Genomic DNA, 15658 nt, shown 5'->3' with positions numbered 1-15658 from the left:
ACAATCATGACAAGAAAAATTTTTCAGACAGGAGATGGATGGGTTGGTCTATCTAGATTATGCAGCGTCTACACCCGTTTCTTCCGAAGCCTTGCATGTGTTTGAGCAGCTGTGCAACGATTGCTATGGGAATGCCAATAGCCTTCACGATGCAGGCGGAAGGGCAAATGAAGTATTAACCTATTGCAGACAATCACTCGCTACCCTTCTAGATGGCGAGCCAGACGGCATTTATTTTACTAGTGGCGGGACTGAATCCAATATTCTTGCCATTCAATCCATCATGAATGGACTACCAGCACATAAACGACATGTGATTACAACAAAAATGGAGCATCCTTCTGTTCACTATGCGTTTCATTCCCTGGCCCATCATGGTGTAAAGATCACCATCATTGAACCGAATCAAGCGGGCATCATCACACCGGACATTCTTGAAAAAGCCTTGCTACCTGAAACGGGGCTTGTATCGATCCAGCATGCAAATTCAGAAACTGGCATCATCCAGCCACTCGCAACTCTTGCACCTCTTTTGAAAAAACGACAAATACTCTTTCATACAGATGCCGTCCAGACATTTGGGAAGATACATGTGTCAATCAAGGATCTCGGCGTCGATGCCCTGTCCATCTCTAGCCATAAAGTATATGCACCTAAAGGCGCCGGCGCTGTATATATGGGCCGCTCAGTTCCTTGGAAACCTGTGTATACAGGTGCTGTACAGGAAAGTGGCTTTCGTCCGGGGACTGTGAACGTGCCGTGTATTGGCGCTTTTATTGCCGCGAGTGAACAGGCAATCTCACAGGTAGACATGCAACATCAACAAGATGGTGATCTTCGCCGGTATTTTCTTCAGCAAATAAAAGAACGTCAGCTATCTATCCGTACGCTGGATGACGATGCAGTGCGACAAATACTGCCTCATATTATTGGTTGTTTTTTTGAAGGGTTTGAAGGACAATATGTAATGTTAGCATGTAACAGGCAAGGTATTTATTTATCGACCGGAAGCGCATGTGCGTCTGGCTATCATCACCCTTCGCCTGCGGTGAAAGCACTACACTTATCAGATCGAGATGCGCTTCAATTCATTCGGATATCATTCGGGCGAATGACCTCTAAAGAGGACATCGATCAGCTTTTGCATACATTTGTCGACTTGCAAAAGGAGAAGAAAGGAGAAGATTAAAACGTGGAGCAAGAAAGGAAACTTATCGGTGAAGAAAGAAGAAATGCCATCTTACAATGGCTCAAAGAGACAGATACACCACTGACCGGAAGTTTTTTAGCCAAAAAAGCAGCTGTATCCAGACAAGTCATTGTACAGGATGTTTCATTGCTAAAAGCAAAAAACGAACCCATCATTGCGACAAGCCAAGGCTATGTCTATATGGCACCACAGCATGCACCAGAAACTGAAATTGAACAGATCATTGCCTGTAAGCATGATCCACATCGGACCGAGGAAGAGCTTCGGATCATTGTCGACTTTGGTGTAACGGTGAAGGATGTTATGATTGAACACCCTGTTTATGGTGAGCTCACTGCGGCCATTCGCGTCAGTACACGCAAACAAGTAGCTGACTTTGTTCATAAAATATCGAACACAGGCGCCTCCTACTTATCAGAATTAACAGATGGCGTTCATTTACATACACTTACCTCCTATCATCAGCACCAGCTGGATCAGGCGATACAAGCGTTAGATGAAGCAGGATTTCTGATTACAGATTAAAAAAAAAGTGTCCCGTGCGGACACTTTTTTAGTCGGTTAATTCATATGTTTGATAACTGCCGAGTAACTTCACTTTACAGCCAATCGCCTCTAATTCTTGAATGGCTCCTGGAACTAGCACGTCATCCATTTCTTTTTCAATATCAATGATAAATAAATAATGCCCGAGCCCTGTTTTGGTTGGACGAGATTCAATTTTTGACAAGTTGAGATTTCGCCATGAGAAAGCAGATAATACACGATGCAATGCACCTGATTGGTCATCCTTTGGTAGACTCACAACGATTGTCGTTTTTGGTTTTGACGAAAAACCGGAATTCATCGGGAATGACGCTTTTGGCTCTTTATGTAAAATCACAAAGCGTGTATGATTATGCGGATAATCATGAATGTCTTTTTTCGCAATCGTCAAGCCATATGTTTTTGCGGCAATCTCATTCGCAATCGCACCAACTGCTTCATCTGGATGTTCACTAATATATTTCGCTGCATATCCAGTTGATTCAACTGGTCGATGCGGAGCACGAGGGAATTGTTTTTTCAAAAATTGATGACACTGTGCAATGGCATGCGGATGTGAGTGAATGGCATCAAGTTCTTCCCAACTTTCCGCTCTTGACGGATGAACGAGCAAATGTTGCCGAATCGGTGCCGTCATTTCCCCAACGATAGATAGCGCTTCTTCATGAATTAAATAATCAATCGTTAAGTTCACAGAGCCTTCCAGTGCGTTTTCTAGCGGGACAACCGCTAAATCAACTTCTCCCTTTGATACAGCATCCATACATTGTGGAATCGTTGCATATGCCTGCTGAACCGTATCTGACGGGAAACACGAGCATACGGCCAAATGAGTAAATGTGGCCTCTGGTCCAAAATAACCTACAGTTAATTGCTTCATCTGCTATGATCTCTCCTTTTATGCCCCAGAACCTAGTATTTCAACTTTTTCGACAAATTCAAGTTTTCTTAATTGATTCATCACTGAATTGATATCATCTTCCATGCCAGCCGTACTAATCGATAGGGTCACATTCGCTCTTCCTTGCAGCGGAATGGTTTGGTGAATGGATAACACGTTACATCCAGAGTCAGCTACAATTTGCAGTAGCCTTGACAGGGCACCAGACCGATCCTCAAGATGGAAAAACAATGTGATGATCTGCTCCTTAACCATTGTATAAAACGGAAAAACAGCATCCCGGTATTTGTAAAAAGCACTCCGGCTTAAATCGGCTTTTTGAACAGCATCGGCGACAGAATCGGCTTTTTTGCGATCGAGCAGCTTTTTGACTTCAAGCGTTTTTCGCATCGCATCCGGAAGGACATCCTCTCTTACCAAATAGAACGTTTCTTCTTTCACCTGTCTTCTCCCCTTTTAAAAACGGGAGCGCCCATATACTGGACCCCCCTTGTAATCAATCGATAAATTCGAATTCAAACTCAAGCAGACGAATGATATCGCCATCTTTTGCACCGCGCTCGCGAAGAGCATCATCGACACCCATTCCGCGTAGTTGTCTTGAGAATCGTTTCACTGATTCGTCTCTTGAGAAATCTGTCATCTTAAAGAGACGCTCAAGTGCTTTTCCAGTCAGTACAAACGTACCATCAGAATCTCTTGAGATCTCAAATGGTGCTTCTCCCTCATCAAACGTGTACATCACGCGGTTTTCAGATAATTCCTCTTCATTATAAAGTGGGAATTCCGGTGTATGCTCAAGCTGATTAGCGATTTCAAATAGAAGTTCACGTAGGCCTTCTCTTGTGATCGCACTAATCGGAAACACTTGATGGTCATCTGTTAATTTTTCTTTAAATTTGGCGAGATTTTCAGCCGCATCTGGCATGTCCATTTTGTTGGCCACAATGATTTGCGGACGCTCTGTTAATCTCATATTGTATTGCTCAAGCTCTTCATTAATCGTCACGTAGTCCTCGTATGGGTCACGCCCTTCAAGTCCAGACATATCAATGACGTGAACAATGACACGTGTACGCTCGATGTGACGTAAAAATTGGTGTCCTAAGCCAACACCTTGGTGAGCTCCTTCAATCAGTCCTGGCAGATCCGCCATCACAAAGCTTCGGCTATCATCAGTCTCGACAACCCCTAGATTCGGCACAAGTGTTGTGAAATGATAATCCGCAATTTTCGGTTTAGCTGACGAGACAATGGATAAGAGCGTTGACTTTCCGACACTTGGAAAACCAACGAGTCCTACATCTGCAAGCACTTTTAATTCTAAAATGACTTCACGTTCTTTTCCTGGTTCACCATTTTCAGAAAGCTGTGGTGCAGGATTTGCCGGTGTAGCGAATCGTGTATTCCCTCGTCCGCCTCGTCCACCTTTTGCAATAACTGCCCGCTGTCCATGTTCTGTTAAGTCAGCCAGTACTTGTTTCGTCTCTTCATCCGTCACAACTGTACCTGGCGGGACTTTGACCACCATTTCTTCTGCATTTCGGCCGTGCTGGTTTTTACTCATCCCATGCTCGCCGCGATCTGCCTTAAAGTGGCGCTTATATCGAAAGTCCATTAACGTTCTAAGACCTTCATCGACTTCGAATACCACATCTGCACCATGTCCGCCGTCGCCGCCTGCTGGGCCACCTTTTGGCACATATTTTTCTCGACGGAACGCCACCATACCGTTTCCGCCGTCACCGCCTTTAACATACACTTTAACCTGATCTACAAACATAACTTCCTCCGTTTCTCATTACACATATCTCATTCTTGCCTCAAAGAAAGCTCAATCATGGACTCATGAGATGTCACATGAAATTGCGTTATACTCACACATGGATAGTTTGCGTCATGAAACGCATTTAACGCATCCAAACTCGTTAATTTCCCCTTGAAATCGAAATATAACACGACATCTTTCTCTAGATGATCCGTTTGGAACGTGACCGTTAAATGATTTTCAGTTTTTTGGCAAACTGACTGATCGAATATCGAAAACAACTCCCGCGATACCATGAGCAGCTGCGATTCATATGCTGATAAATCTCTGGTTTCACCAAGCACTTCATATTCTAGGGTGATAAAATGCGACTCCCAATTAAATGTTAAATAGTAAAAGGCCAATTGGGGAATTTTTAAATTTGAGAGTTTTGATTCATGTTGGGCTTCAATGACCATTTCTTCTATAATTTCAAACACTCGGTCATATTTTTCTAAAGTTAAGTTGCCTTTGATTAGCTGCAATTTATTCATCCAATCATGCCTTGAACGACTAAGCAGCGAGATCAATTCGTTTGTTAATGCAACGTGAGTTATTTTCTCATTTTGTTTACTTGGTATCTCTTCCATTATCGCACTCCCAATCGTTTGGTCTCTCTTTTAGGAGTCTTATCATCACTATGTCTCCCTGCATTATAACAGAGAAGACCATTTAGAAAAACACTAGTTACGTGAGGAAAGGTTGTTTTTTCTGATCGTCTAGGAGAAAATGAGGCAAAGTCAGCAAACATTCTTTCATATGGATGGAGTGCATCTTCGTTATCCCACGTATAAAAGCCCCTAAATAGTGAAAAAAACTCCAGTCAATGACCGGAGTTTTTAACAATTATTGTGCCGCAGGATATACGCTCACTTTTTTACGATCACGACCGAAACGTTCGAATTTAACCGTTCCGTCGATTTTAGCGAAAAGAGTGTCGTCGCCTCCGCGTCCAACGTTTTCACCTGGATAGATTTTCGTTCCACGTTGACGATAAAGGATAGAACCACCAGTTACGAATTGACCATCAGCACGTTTAGCGCCTAAACGTTTAGATTCAGAGTCACGTCCGTTCTTTGTAGAACCAACCCCTTTTTTAGATGCGAAAAATTGAAGATCTAATCTAAGCATGAAGTTCACCTCCTATTTGTTTGTTGATATTCTCACATAATCGTGATAATCTCGCTCAATTGTCTCTAAAGAAACGACCATGCCTTCTAAAAGCAACTGGGCTTTTTCGAACGATGCTGGATCTATATCAGCCGGCAATTCAAAAGAGAAATAGCCGCCTTCATCACCAATATCAAGCAGTGGATCAATTCCTGTCAGTGCAATCACTGAATTGACTGAACCAAAAACAACGGCAGATACGCCTGCACAAACGAGATCCTGACCTTTTTCAGCAAACTCGGCATGTCCAGTCATCTGAAAAGACGTAATGCTTTCATCTGATGTTGACCGAGTAATGGTTGCTTTGATCATATCACTCACACGCCTTAAGCGTTAATTTTTTCGATAACAACTTTAGTGTAAGGTTGACGATGACCTTGCTTCTTGTGGTTGTTTTTCTTCGCTTTGTACTTGAACACAGTAATTTTCTTTGCGCGACCTTGTTTTTCAACTTTAGCCGTTACTGTTGCTCCAGCAACTGAAGGGTTACCCACTTTGACAGTGTCTCCGCCGACAAACAATACGTTTTCGAAAGTAACTGTTTCACCTGCATCAGCAGCTAGTTTTTCAACATAAACAGTTTGGCCTTCTTCAACTTTGATTTGTTTACCACCAGTTTCAATAATTGCGTACATCTCTGCACCTCCTAATAAACTCAGACTCGCCGAATACAGGGGGCCATAGGCTCTTGACACCTGCTTCGCGCGGTTGTAGCACGGGTGCTACATATCCATAACATTAAAAAATATATCAAACTACGCGCAGAATGTCAATGTATTTTCATGATTAGTACGGCAAAAGGAGCTCTTCTATCGAGGAGGTCGTTCTTCTATCTGAAAAATAAGCATGCAACAGTTCATTTTCATCAAGCTGACTCATTTTCACGCCATTTTTTTCGATAATAATGAGATGCTTACACCCTCTCTGAAATCGCGCCATCACTTCATACACTTTATCTTCCGCACTCGCTTTTAGCGGCACTAGTTTCTCTACCTTTTGCTCCTTTTTACCATAATACCGTTCTAATAAAAAACGGACGCTGACATAATGCCGCTGCCGATGTTCGGTCAAAAGTGAATAGGCTAAAAAGGTCAGTAGCACCCAGCCATTGAATTGAAGTGGTGCAAAAAGAAGTAAGGCGACCGTTAAAAGAACGAACAACACAAGTGAACCTTTGATCGCAAGGGCATGTGCACGTTGAAAAGGATAGAAAGCAGATAAGAGCAAGAAGAATAATTTCCCGCCATCAAGCGGCCAAATAGGTAAAAGATTCACAAAGAAGATGGTCATATTAAAAAAAGTGAACATCGTAAAAACATCCGGTGAGATCAAGGCAGTTTCAAGGAAAAGCCAAGCAAAGAATTGAAGCGGTAAGTGCTGAAGCGGTCCACAGATAATGACCGCCAGCTCTTCTTTGATTGGACGATTCCCATGCTCCTCTACCTCGACTGCACCGCCAAAAGGGAGTAAAAAAATCCGTTTAATCCGCCACTGATAAAAACAAGCCGCTGCTGCATGGCCAAGCTCATGCACACTGATGATCACGAGCAGACAAAGAAGCGGCTTGATTTGACCTGAAAGGATGGCAAACGCCATCACAATCCAAAGTAGGGGGTGAATGTGAATTTTCGTCAGCATGACCAGCCATTTATTCAAAGGTCATCACCTGAATTGGATCAATAAACTGTTCATTTTGTTTAATGGCAAAATAATAGGTGCCTTTCCCTTGATCATCAAGTGAGATTTGTCCAATTTTTTCACCCTTATCGACAAAATCATATAATGCCACATCCGCTACTTTTAAATGCCCATACCAACTGTAGCTATTATCAGCATGCTGCACGACCACTGTCAGCCCAGTATCGCTTTTCTTTTCCACTTCTACGACATAGCCTTCTTTCATACTATCAATAGCTTCAGCCGATGTTTCTACTTTTACCCCTGCCCCGTTTTGTGTAAATGTCTCCTGTACCTTGCCAGATGCCGGCACTGCTAATTCCTGATTGGCTTTCACATCAGTTTGGCCTTCTTTTTTCTCCGTTAAAAAGGCAAGTGGGTTTCCGACTGTTTTCTCAAACCAGCGGTTCGCAGCAGCAAATTGGAAGTCTTGTTCAAACGTTTGACTGATGATCGGCTTCAGCTGCTGAAAAGGACCGACCTGACCTTTAAATGAAATCGCCGCAATTAACACGAGGGAAGCAGAGAGCAAACACTTCAATACAAACGTATTTGGGTTAAACAATGGATGCCGGTATTTTTGCTTGGAAGGAGCCGTTTCAAAGGAGGACGCTCCAGATTGCTTTTCTTCCTCTGTCAATCTCACCCACGGCGGAATATCGTCTTTCTTCTGTGATGCCGTCTGTTTGGGCGCAGCAGTTTGCCTCGTTCTGCGGCGTTGTGCGATTTGTTTTCTATACTCGTCCACTCTTTTCATGAGATCACCCTTTACATACAAACAGTTTGTACATTTTATGAGGGAGATGCATTGGTTATGCCACAAAAAAGACCGACTCTGTTAGAATCGGTCTGTCTTCATGATTTACTATTAGGCTCTAACGCCAAAAAACGCTTTGAGCTTTGCAAACATGCCTTTGTTTTCTTCTTCAAACGATTGAAGTGGAACAGATTCACCAAGCACACGTCGTGCGATATTACGATAAGCGATAGATACTCTGTTCTTCGCATCCATCACAATCGGCTCTCCGTTGTTAGAAGCCTTAATGACATCATCATCATCTGCTACAATCCCAAGAAGATCAATTGATAAATGATGCACCACTTCATCCACATCCATCGAATCGCCACTTTTCGCCATTTGTGTACGGATGCGATTGACAATTAATCGAGGTGGTTCAATGTCTTCTTGTTCTAGCAAGCCAATGATCCGATCTGCATCCCGAACAGCTGAAATTTCTGGCGTTGTGACGACAATCGCTTTGTCTGCTCCGGATACAGCATTTTTAAAGCCTTGCTCAATTCCAGCAGGGCAATCAATTACAATATAATCAAAGTCTTGTTTCAAGGTGTCAATCAACTCTTTGATCTGTTCAGGCTCCACTGCGGTTTTATCGCTCGTTTGTGCAGCCGGTAATAGATATAAAAGGTCCTCAAAACGTTTATCTTTTACAAGCGCTTGATGGATTTTACATCTTCCTTCTACTACATCGACTAGATCATAAATAATGCGGTTTTCAAGCCCCATGACCACATCCAAATTACGAAGCCCAATGTCGGTATCAACTAGACACACTTTCTTCCCTTGAATTGCTAGTGCTGTGCCTAAATTTGCAGAAGTTGTCGTTTTGCCAACGCCGCCTTTTCCTGAGGTAATCACAATAGCCTCGCCCAATTTCACATTCCTCCCTCAAGCCTTGTCAGATTAGGTCTTATATGAGCCAATTGCTGCAGGCGTTCAATGATCATATTGCCATCTATATCTAAATAAGCACATTCCATGTCATTTCCATCTTCTTTTTGATCTGGTGCACGATTAAATACTTTTGCAATGCGAAGCTGTGTCGGAATCATATGCGATGCGGCAATGACGGCCTGTTTGTTGCCATGACAACCTGCATGCGCCACACCTTTCAAAGCGCCAAGCACAAAAATATTTCCTCCTGCACGGATGGTGCCTCCAGGATTCACGTCCCCGATTAAAAGCAGATCCCCTTCAACATCCAGCACCTGCCCAGATCGGACAATTTTCGCGACAGAGGTAATTTCAGCCTCTGCCTTTAAGCGCATTGCCTCTTCAGTAGACATGACTTCACTGACAATTGAATGAATCACAAGTTGTTCATTTTCAGATACCACTTCAGTCAGGCGTGATTCTTGTTCTTCTGTCAAATAACGAAAACCAAGTTTAATATGCACATTGACCTTTTGACCTTCTCTGCCATCTGTATATTGCCCGAGTAATAGGACCTCACGCAATCCAGAAAGAAGGTCTTCAAACGAACAGTTGTCATTCAACTGTAGTGTCAATCCGTTTTTTGTTCCTTTTATTGTCACGTATTGCTGTTTTTGAGTTTTCAAGATGCTCACCTCAACAACATACTCATTTCGCCTTCATTGGGAAAATTCCTGCTTTTATTCGTCGATCAGTCCTTGTTTCATCTGGATGAAAAACAGCCTCATTGGCACAACAAGAATGAGAGACGCCGCAGTATTTAGAAGAATCGTTGGAATAAAGCGTTCAATCACATAGGCATTAAAAGGCATAATGGCTGGTTGAATCGTCGCTTGAACGCCGTACACATAAAACTCCATAACTGAAACAGCAATGATAGACAGAAAGACAACAACTAACACATTCGCCTGAAGGACTTTAAAAGCTTTCGCTAACAAATAACAGAGCGTACCGAATCCAAACATATGGACACCTAGTATACCTGTATACGAAATATCATATAAAAGTCCAAAGACAAACCCGAAAATCACACCATATTGTTGATTCATAAAAGCCGTCATAAATACGAGTGCGAGCAAAATGAAATGTGGTGCTAAAATTTGATCCTCTGAAACAAATGGTAGGTGAATTAAATCGACAAAAATACTGTCAAATACGAAGATAAATAACATGACAAAAGCAAGAAGGACACGTTTCACGAGCCTTCCTCCTTTATCAATTCAGACGCATCTGCAGTACTTGCACTGCGATTCACAACAATGACATGATCTAAGTTGTTGAGTTCAGCAGCCGGTTCTACATAAATGATTTTTGTCAGTCCGTAATGGTCAGGCTCAATTTCACTTACCTTTCCAACAGTCAAACCTTGCGGGAACACGCCTCCTGCTCCAGATGTTTCAACCAGATCACCTTTTTTGACATCACCATCAGCATCGGATTTTAAAATATTCATTGTCAACATTTTTTTCTTGCTGTCATAGCCGTTTATAATTCCATTGAGCTCTTCTTTGCCCTTTTTCGCGAAAATTTTCGTTGAAATTCTATTATTTTGGTCTGTAGAGCTTAGCAATCTTACAGTCGAAGTAAAATTGTTGAGCTTATCACTTTCGATTTTCCCGATTAACGCACCGCTCTCATTTGTGACGGCCATATCCTGTTCAACGCCTTGCTTTTTCCCTTTATCAATCATGACAAAGCTATCCCAGAGGGATGGGTTCCTTGCAATCACTGTTGAGAGAATTGGCGTATAATCACGAATTGAGTTCACATAACCGAGCTGCTTGCGAAGCTGTTTGTTCTCATCTTCTAATTCTTGAAGCTTCGCTTCGTATTGGGTTTGTCCATCAAGCTTTTTTCGAAGTCGCTCGTTTTCTTCATATGTGTTTTTTAGATCTTGTACATTCCCATAAATACCGGCAATAAATTGGGAGGGTTTATGAAAGACACTTTGAAAAAAGCCAGTCGTATCCCCCACTAATTTCTCCGGCCATGTAGCACCTCTGCCACTTTTCACTGAAAAACCAATCATGGCGGCCAGTACGATGACACAGACAAGGAGCAACATTAATCTTTTGTTCATAAAAAATTGCGGCATGTCTTACACCTCTTTAATTACGCCCGATTATCTTTAGATTTTCCTTTGAATAAGTGAATATGCTCAAGTGCTTTCCCTGTTCCGATCGCCACACAATCAAGCGGGTCTTCCGCAATAATGACTGGCATTTTTGTTTCATCACTAATGACTTTATCAAGATTACGTAGCAATGCACCGCCACCAGTTAAAACAATACCACGGTCCATGATATCAGCTGCTAGCTCAGGTGGTGTTTTTTCAAGAGTTACTTTCACGGCATCTACAATGGTTTCCACTGTATCGCGAAGCGCTTTTGAAATTTCTTCAGCAGTAATTGAGATTGTTTTTGGCAGACCAGTCAAAAGGTCTCGTCCGCGGATATCCATCTCATCATGTACATCTGTTTGTGCTGAACCGATTTCCATTTTAATGGCTTCTGATGTCCGGTCACCGATCATGAGATTATACGTTTTACGGATGTAACTACTAATTGCCTCATCCATCTCATCTCCCGCCACACGGATAGACTGAGATGTCACAATACCGCCAAGTGAAATAATCGCCACTTCTGTCGTACCACCGCCGATATCCACAACCATACTTCCTGTTGGCTCCCAAACAGGTAAGTTAGCACCGATTGCTGCAGCAAATGGTTCTTCAATTGGATACGCATCACGTGCACCCGCTTGTCTTGACGCATCAATGACAGCACGCTCTTCGACAGCTGTAATTCCAGAAGGCACGCATACCATCACGTATGGCTTACGAGAAAACAACCCTTTTTTTAAGGCTGAATTAATATAGTATTTCATCATTGTTGCAGTCGTCTCATAATCTGCGATTACTCCGTCTTTCATTGGGCGAAGTGCTACAACATTTCCTGGTGTACGACCAATCATATTTCGAGCGTCATTACCGACCGCCACTATAGACTTCGTATCAGTTTCCAAAGCTACGACCGAAGGTTCTCTCACAACAATGCCTTTTCCTTTAATAAAAACAAGCGTATTCGCTGTTCCAAGATCTATTCCAAGGTCTTTCGTACCAATTCCAAACATATGTATGTATCTTCCTTTCTTAAACCAAAATTCCCTTTAGGGAAAAACTCATAAACTCTATTATATCGTAAAACAATGAAAAAAAAAGTGTTACAAATACCCTTTTTCCTTCAAACTCACAAATTTTTGATCACCTATGACGAGATGATCAAGCAACTGTATTCCTATCAGCTTTCCACATTCAAAAAGTCGCTTTGTGACTTCAATATCCTCCCTGCTAGGCGTGGGATCTCCAGATGGATGGTTGTGTACACAAATAAACGAGGCGGCCGATCGTTTAAAGGCCTCTTTAAAAATTTCGCGCGGGTGAACAATCGATGAATTCAAACTACCAATAAACACGGTATGTTTGTGCAGCACTTGATTTTTTGTATTGAGATAAAGACAAACGAAGTTCTCCTGCGTCAGAAATCTCATATCTTCCATCACATAATTCGCTCCATCCTCTGGTGTACGAATCACATAACGGTTGTCCATTGCTTGATGATGTAACCTCGTGCCAATTTCTAATGCAGCTAAAAGAGAGATGGCCTTTGCTTTTCCAACTCCTCGGATCTGTGATAGTTCTTCAATTGAAGCTTCTTTTACAGAACGGAGGTTGCCAAATGTTTGAAGTAATCTTGCGGAAATTTGAAGAACGGATTCTTTTTTCGTACCAGTTCGTAAAAGAATCGCCACAAGCTCCTGATTCGACAAACTGCCCGGGCCAAATTGAATAAACCGTTCCCTCGGCTTTTCATCTTTAGGAAAATGCTTTAACAACATTGGAAAATGGTCCATGACGAACACTCCTTTGTGAATTCCTTCCTGTCATCAAAAAGGGGTGATTCCAAATGTTTGTAACACTTTTGCTGTTTTGGCGATTGGAAGACCGACAACGGAAAAATAATCCCCAGCTATTTTTTGTACAAACAAAGCACCTTTTCCCTGAATCCCATAGCTCCCAGCTTTATCAAGAGGTTCGCCAGTCTTTATATAGCGGTCTATTTCCTGTTGGGTAAGTGTCCAAAACGTCACTTCTGTCGACTCATAAAACGTTTCTTTTCTATTTTCTGATTGAATCGTCACACCCGTCAAGACTTGATGTGTCTTTCCTGACAGTAATTGAAGCATCTCGGAAGCATCTGCTTGATCCTTCGGCTTCCCAAGACATGTCCCATCTAATGCAACAATCGTATCTGCACCAATCACCACTGCATTGGGATGTTTCGTATGAATATCATTAGCTTTTTGTTCTGCCAACCATTGGACGTTCTCAGCTGGAGAAAGGTTTCGATTTATTTCTTCTTTTAGTTGACTTGCATGAATTTCGTAAGAATACCCTGCTAAATCAAGCAGCTCTTTCCTTCTAGGTGATTGAGATGCAAGAATGAATTGGTTCATGTTTGTTCATCCTTTCAAGGTTTTAGTCTAAGAAGTAAGATACCCACTCATCCTATCAAATGTACATCTTACCGACAATGAACGAAAATTCTCTTTTATTGAGCCTTTACCATTATCTTTGAGACAAAAGAAAAAAACTAGTCTTTTTTGGACTAGTTTGATCATTTAAAAAGTGATTTTACGTATTTAATTGATCAAGCAACATTTGCTGTGCTTTCCACCCATTTTCGGCGGTTGGTTCATTTAAGTGTTGAATGGCTTTCAGCAAATTACTTTTGGCCGATCCATCTGCTGTATTGGCACCTTCAATCTCAGAAATCAGCTGCGTGACGTCACTTTTCTCGACAGTGTCTCCTGTGATGACCTTAGAAGATAAGACGGACGCTTTTTCTATAATACTGATAAACTCATCTGGCACCTGAAATGACAGCTCCTTGCCTCCCCACGCCTCAAAGTGCTGATCGATCAGCTTTTTACCGACTGCACTTGTCATGTCTTGTCCTGTGGCTAGTCCCGCGATCACATAATATCCATCGTCCATCGACACTTTTTTCCCCGCGAATCCCGCATCTTTTAAGCTGGCAACTAAATCATCTGCCCCTTTTTCTGCAGAAAATTTTCCGGTCTGTACAACAAACGTTGAAAAGCTTCCAGAAACTCCGTCCTTTTTCTCTTCCTTTGATTCCTCCGCACTCGCTGCTTGAGGTGCATCCCCTCCCGCTTTCATAGACGATTGCTTTCCAGAAGCTGATACACTCAGCTGGTCTCCATTTGCTGGATTTGGCGAACCGTCCTTGCTCAAACTAAGGGCAAACACACCAAGACCTGTCCCAAGAACGACTGCAAATACAATTGTTGTCATGACTCTTTTGAATGGTCCACGATTTTTGCTAAGCTTTTGGTCGAATGAACCTTTTTTCTTTTGATAAGGGGTGACCACCTTCGGGTCAGCATGATAAATATGATCCGCCGCATCATCCCATTGGAAATCTTCTTCTCTCGGTTTGGACTGGTCTTCTTGGGAAGCCGCAGTCTCTTGCTCTGTCTGTCTCTTTTCCTCCCAATTTGAAAAGGTTACACCGTCTTCTTGCTGCTTTTCCGTTTGATGATCATCTGCATGAAATGTTTCTTCTTTTCCATTAATATGAACCTTTAACCCTTGCTTTTTGGCCTGCCTTTTTTTCATTGTGATTCCCCTCTTTCTGACATTGTGTGTAAGAAAGACCTTTCTGTCCAAGAATCAGCGCAAATTTAGCCCGTCCTTCTTTCTGTTTCACACTTTAACATAGGAGGTAGAAAAAAGAACAAGACTTTTGTCGGCAGTCTAAAAAAGTGTTCGCCAATTTTTTCATACGGGCCATATTCCGCTCTGTAAGACGATCTTTTCGCCAAAGAGGTAGAGCAAAACAGAAACAGCAATGGCTGGAACAAAGGGGAACGGTTCATGTGCTTGATAGGAAAATAGTTTCGCATATAGCATTCCAGTCAGGGATGAAAGGAAAAGAATCATGAGAAATGCTTTAAAACCAAAGCAAAAAGCGAGCACACAAAACAGCTTCATATCAGCACCGCCCATGCTATTTGGCTTTACATGATCTAACACATAAAACATGAAGAAGCAAAACAACAAAGAAGCTGCCCCTTCCCACCAAATATGAAGGGGGTTCAGTGTGCGGTATATGACGAAAAGCGGAAAAAAGAAAAGAAATAACTCGTTTGGTATCCTCATATACAGTAGATCACTCACGACAGCAATCACGAATAAACTACAAAGAATCACAAGGAACAAACCCTCAAACGAAAAACCCGCCACAATGTAAATAGACAAAAAAAGAAATCCTGTTAAAAGTTCAATGATTAAATAAAGCCAAGACAACCTTGCACCGCACCGTTTACAAGCCCCTTTTAACACAACAAATGAAACTAGAGGAATCATTTCATACGCTGAGAGCAGCTGCTTACAGGACGGGCAGTGTGAACGCGGATAGAGAATAGACCGGCGAACCGGCAACCTTTCACCGACTAAATGGAAAAACGAGCCCATGCTGATGCCTGCAAAAAATACAAGGATACTGATCATCCTTTCACTCCTTTCGAAAT

General features: G+C 42.3%; 20 protein-coding genes and 1 other annotated feature. Of the genes, 2 read left to right on the top strand and 18 right to left on the bottom strand.

Translation table 11 applies throughout. The annotated features are described in order from the left end of the window. The first annotated feature begins 43 nt into the window (after positions 1–43). Both AB1K80_RS04350 and AB1K80_RS04345 read left to right on the top strand, forming a co-directional pair. On the top strand, positions 44–1189 hold the full coding sequence (locus AB1K80_RS04350; protein ID WP_412855398.1) for an IscS subfamily cysteine desulfurase: 1146 nt from the start codon (positions 44–46) through the stop codon (positions 1187–1189). A 3-nt stretch (positions 1190–1192) separates the two neighbouring features. Then, a complete protein-coding gene (locus AB1K80_RS04345; RefSeq protein ID WP_412855397.1) occupies positions 1193–1735 on the top strand; it encodes a transcription repressor NadR in 543 nt (180 codons plus the stop codon). Positions 1736–1763: 28 nt separating this feature from the next. Here the strand turns inward: AB1K80_RS04345 and pheA are convergent, their stop codons facing one another. The 18 genes from pheA to AB1K80_RS04255 form a co-directional block, all read right to left on the bottom strand. Further along, on the bottom strand, positions 1764–2636 hold the full coding sequence (pheA, locus tag AB1K80_RS04340) for a prephenate dehydratase (RefSeq protein ID WP_412855396.1): 873 nt from the start codon (positions 2634–2636) through the stop codon (positions 1764–1766). Positions 2637–2654: 18 nt separating this feature from the next. Then, entirely contained in the window at positions 2655–3098 is a 444-nt protein-coding gene (locus AB1K80_RS04335; protein WP_412855395.1) for an ACT domain-containing protein, read from the bottom strand. 55 nt (positions 3099–3153) lie between these two features. Then, positions 3154–4440, bottom strand: a complete 1287-nt coding sequence (obgE, locus tag AB1K80_RS04330) for a GTPase ObgE (protein ID WP_412855394.1) — start codon at positions 4438–4440, stop codon at positions 3154–3156. 29 nt (positions 4441–4469) lie between these two features. Then, on the bottom strand, positions 4470–5054 hold the full coding sequence (locus AB1K80_RS04325; protein ID WP_412855393.1) for a Spo0B C-terminal domain-containing protein: 585 nt from the start codon (positions 5052–5054) through the stop codon (positions 4470–4472). A gap of 256 nt (positions 5055–5310) precedes the next feature. Further along, the gene (rpmA, locus tag AB1K80_RS04320) at positions 5311–5595 is read right to left on the bottom strand and encodes a 50S ribosomal protein L27 (RefSeq protein WP_003216586.1); all 285 of its coding nucleotides are present in this window, start codon (positions 5593–5595) and stop codon (positions 5311–5313) included. 12 nt (positions 5596–5607) lie between these two features. Further along, the gene (locus AB1K80_RS04315) at positions 5608–5946 is read right to left on the bottom strand and encodes a ribosomal-processing cysteine protease Prp (protein ID WP_412855392.1); all 339 of its coding nucleotides are present in this window, start codon (positions 5944–5946) and stop codon (positions 5608–5610) included. 14 nt (positions 5947–5960) lie between these two features. After that, positions 5961–6269, bottom strand: a complete 309-nt coding sequence (rplU, locus tag AB1K80_RS04310) for a 50S ribosomal protein L21 (protein WP_412855391.1) — start codon at positions 6267–6269, stop codon at positions 5961–5963. Positions 6270–6281: 12 nt separating this feature from the next. Then, positions 6282–6354: a sequence feature (ribosomal protein L21 leader region), on the bottom strand. Between the two features lie 66 nt (positions 6355–6420). Then, positions 6421–7290: a M50 family metallopeptidase gene (locus AB1K80_RS04305; RefSeq protein WP_412855390.1), complete on the bottom strand. Its 870-nt coding sequence runs from the start codon at positions 7288–7290 to the stop codon at positions 6421–6423. Beyond that, positions 7283–8068, bottom strand: coding sequence for a peptidoglycan DD-metalloendopeptidase family protein (locus tag AB1K80_RS04300; RefSeq protein ID WP_412855389.1), 786 nt, complete (start codon positions 8066–8068; stop codon positions 7283–7285). The genes AB1K80_RS04305 and AB1K80_RS04300 overlap by 8 nt, the downstream gene beginning before the upstream one ends. Positions 8069–8179: 111 nt before the next feature. Continuing rightward, complete coding sequence (gene minD / locus AB1K80_RS04295; protein WP_412855388.1) at positions 8180–8983, bottom strand: septum site-determining protein MinD; 804 nt, start codon at positions 8981–8983, stop codon at positions 8180–8182. A gap of 2 nt (positions 8984–8985) precedes the next feature. Continuing rightward, positions 8986–9669, bottom strand: a complete 684-nt coding sequence (gene minC / locus AB1K80_RS04290) for a septum site-determining protein MinC (RefSeq protein WP_412855387.1) — start codon at positions 9667–9669, stop codon at positions 8986–8988. Positions 9670–9723: 54 nt separating this feature from the next. Further along, a complete protein-coding gene (gene mreD / locus AB1K80_RS04285; protein ID WP_412855386.1) occupies positions 9724–10242 on the bottom strand; it encodes a rod shape-determining protein MreD in 519 nt (172 codons plus the stop codon). Next, the gene (gene mreC / locus AB1K80_RS04280) at positions 10239–11138 is read right to left on the bottom strand and encodes a rod shape-determining protein MreC (RefSeq protein ID WP_412855385.1); all 900 of its coding nucleotides are present in this window, start codon (positions 11136–11138) and stop codon (positions 10239–10241) included. The genes mreD and mreC overlap by 4 nt, the downstream gene beginning before the upstream one ends. 17 nt (positions 11139–11155) lie before the next feature. After that, positions 11156–12175 carry a rod shape-determining protein gene (locus tag AB1K80_RS04275; protein ID WP_412855384.1) on the bottom strand — a complete coding sequence of 340 codons (1020 nt, stop codon included), beginning with the start codon at positions 12173–12175 and terminating at the stop codon, positions 11156–11158. Positions 12176–12265: 90 nt separating this feature from the next. Then, complete coding sequence (gene radC, locus AB1K80_RS04270) at positions 12266–12955, bottom strand: RadC family protein (protein ID WP_412855383.1); 690 nt, start codon at positions 12953–12955, stop codon at positions 12266–12268. A gap of 33 nt (positions 12956–12988) precedes the next feature. Beyond that, the gene (locus AB1K80_RS04265) at positions 12989–13558 is read right to left on the bottom strand and encodes a Maf family protein (RefSeq protein ID WP_412855382.1); all 570 of its coding nucleotides are present in this window, start codon (positions 13556–13558) and stop codon (positions 12989–12991) included. A 178-nt stretch (positions 13559–13736) separates the two neighbouring features. After that, the gene (locus tag AB1K80_RS04260; protein WP_412855381.1) at positions 13737–14744 is read right to left on the bottom strand and encodes an SPOR domain-containing protein; all 1008 of its coding nucleotides are present in this window, start codon (positions 14742–14744) and stop codon (positions 13737–13739) included. A 162-nt stretch (positions 14745–14906) separates the two neighbouring features. Further along, positions 14907–15638 (bottom strand): prepilin peptidase, encoded by a 732-nt coding sequence (locus AB1K80_RS04255; RefSeq protein ID WP_412855380.1) that lies wholly within the window; start codon positions 15636–15638, stop codon positions 14907–14909. Positions 15639–15658: the final 20 nt, after the last annotated feature.

The organism is Bacillus sp. 179-C3.3 HS, assembly GCF_047229225.1.
Lineage (GTDB): Bacteria > Bacillota > Bacilli > Bacillales > Bacillaceae > Bacillus.
This window is presented reverse-complemented; position numbering and strand designations above follow the sequence as displayed.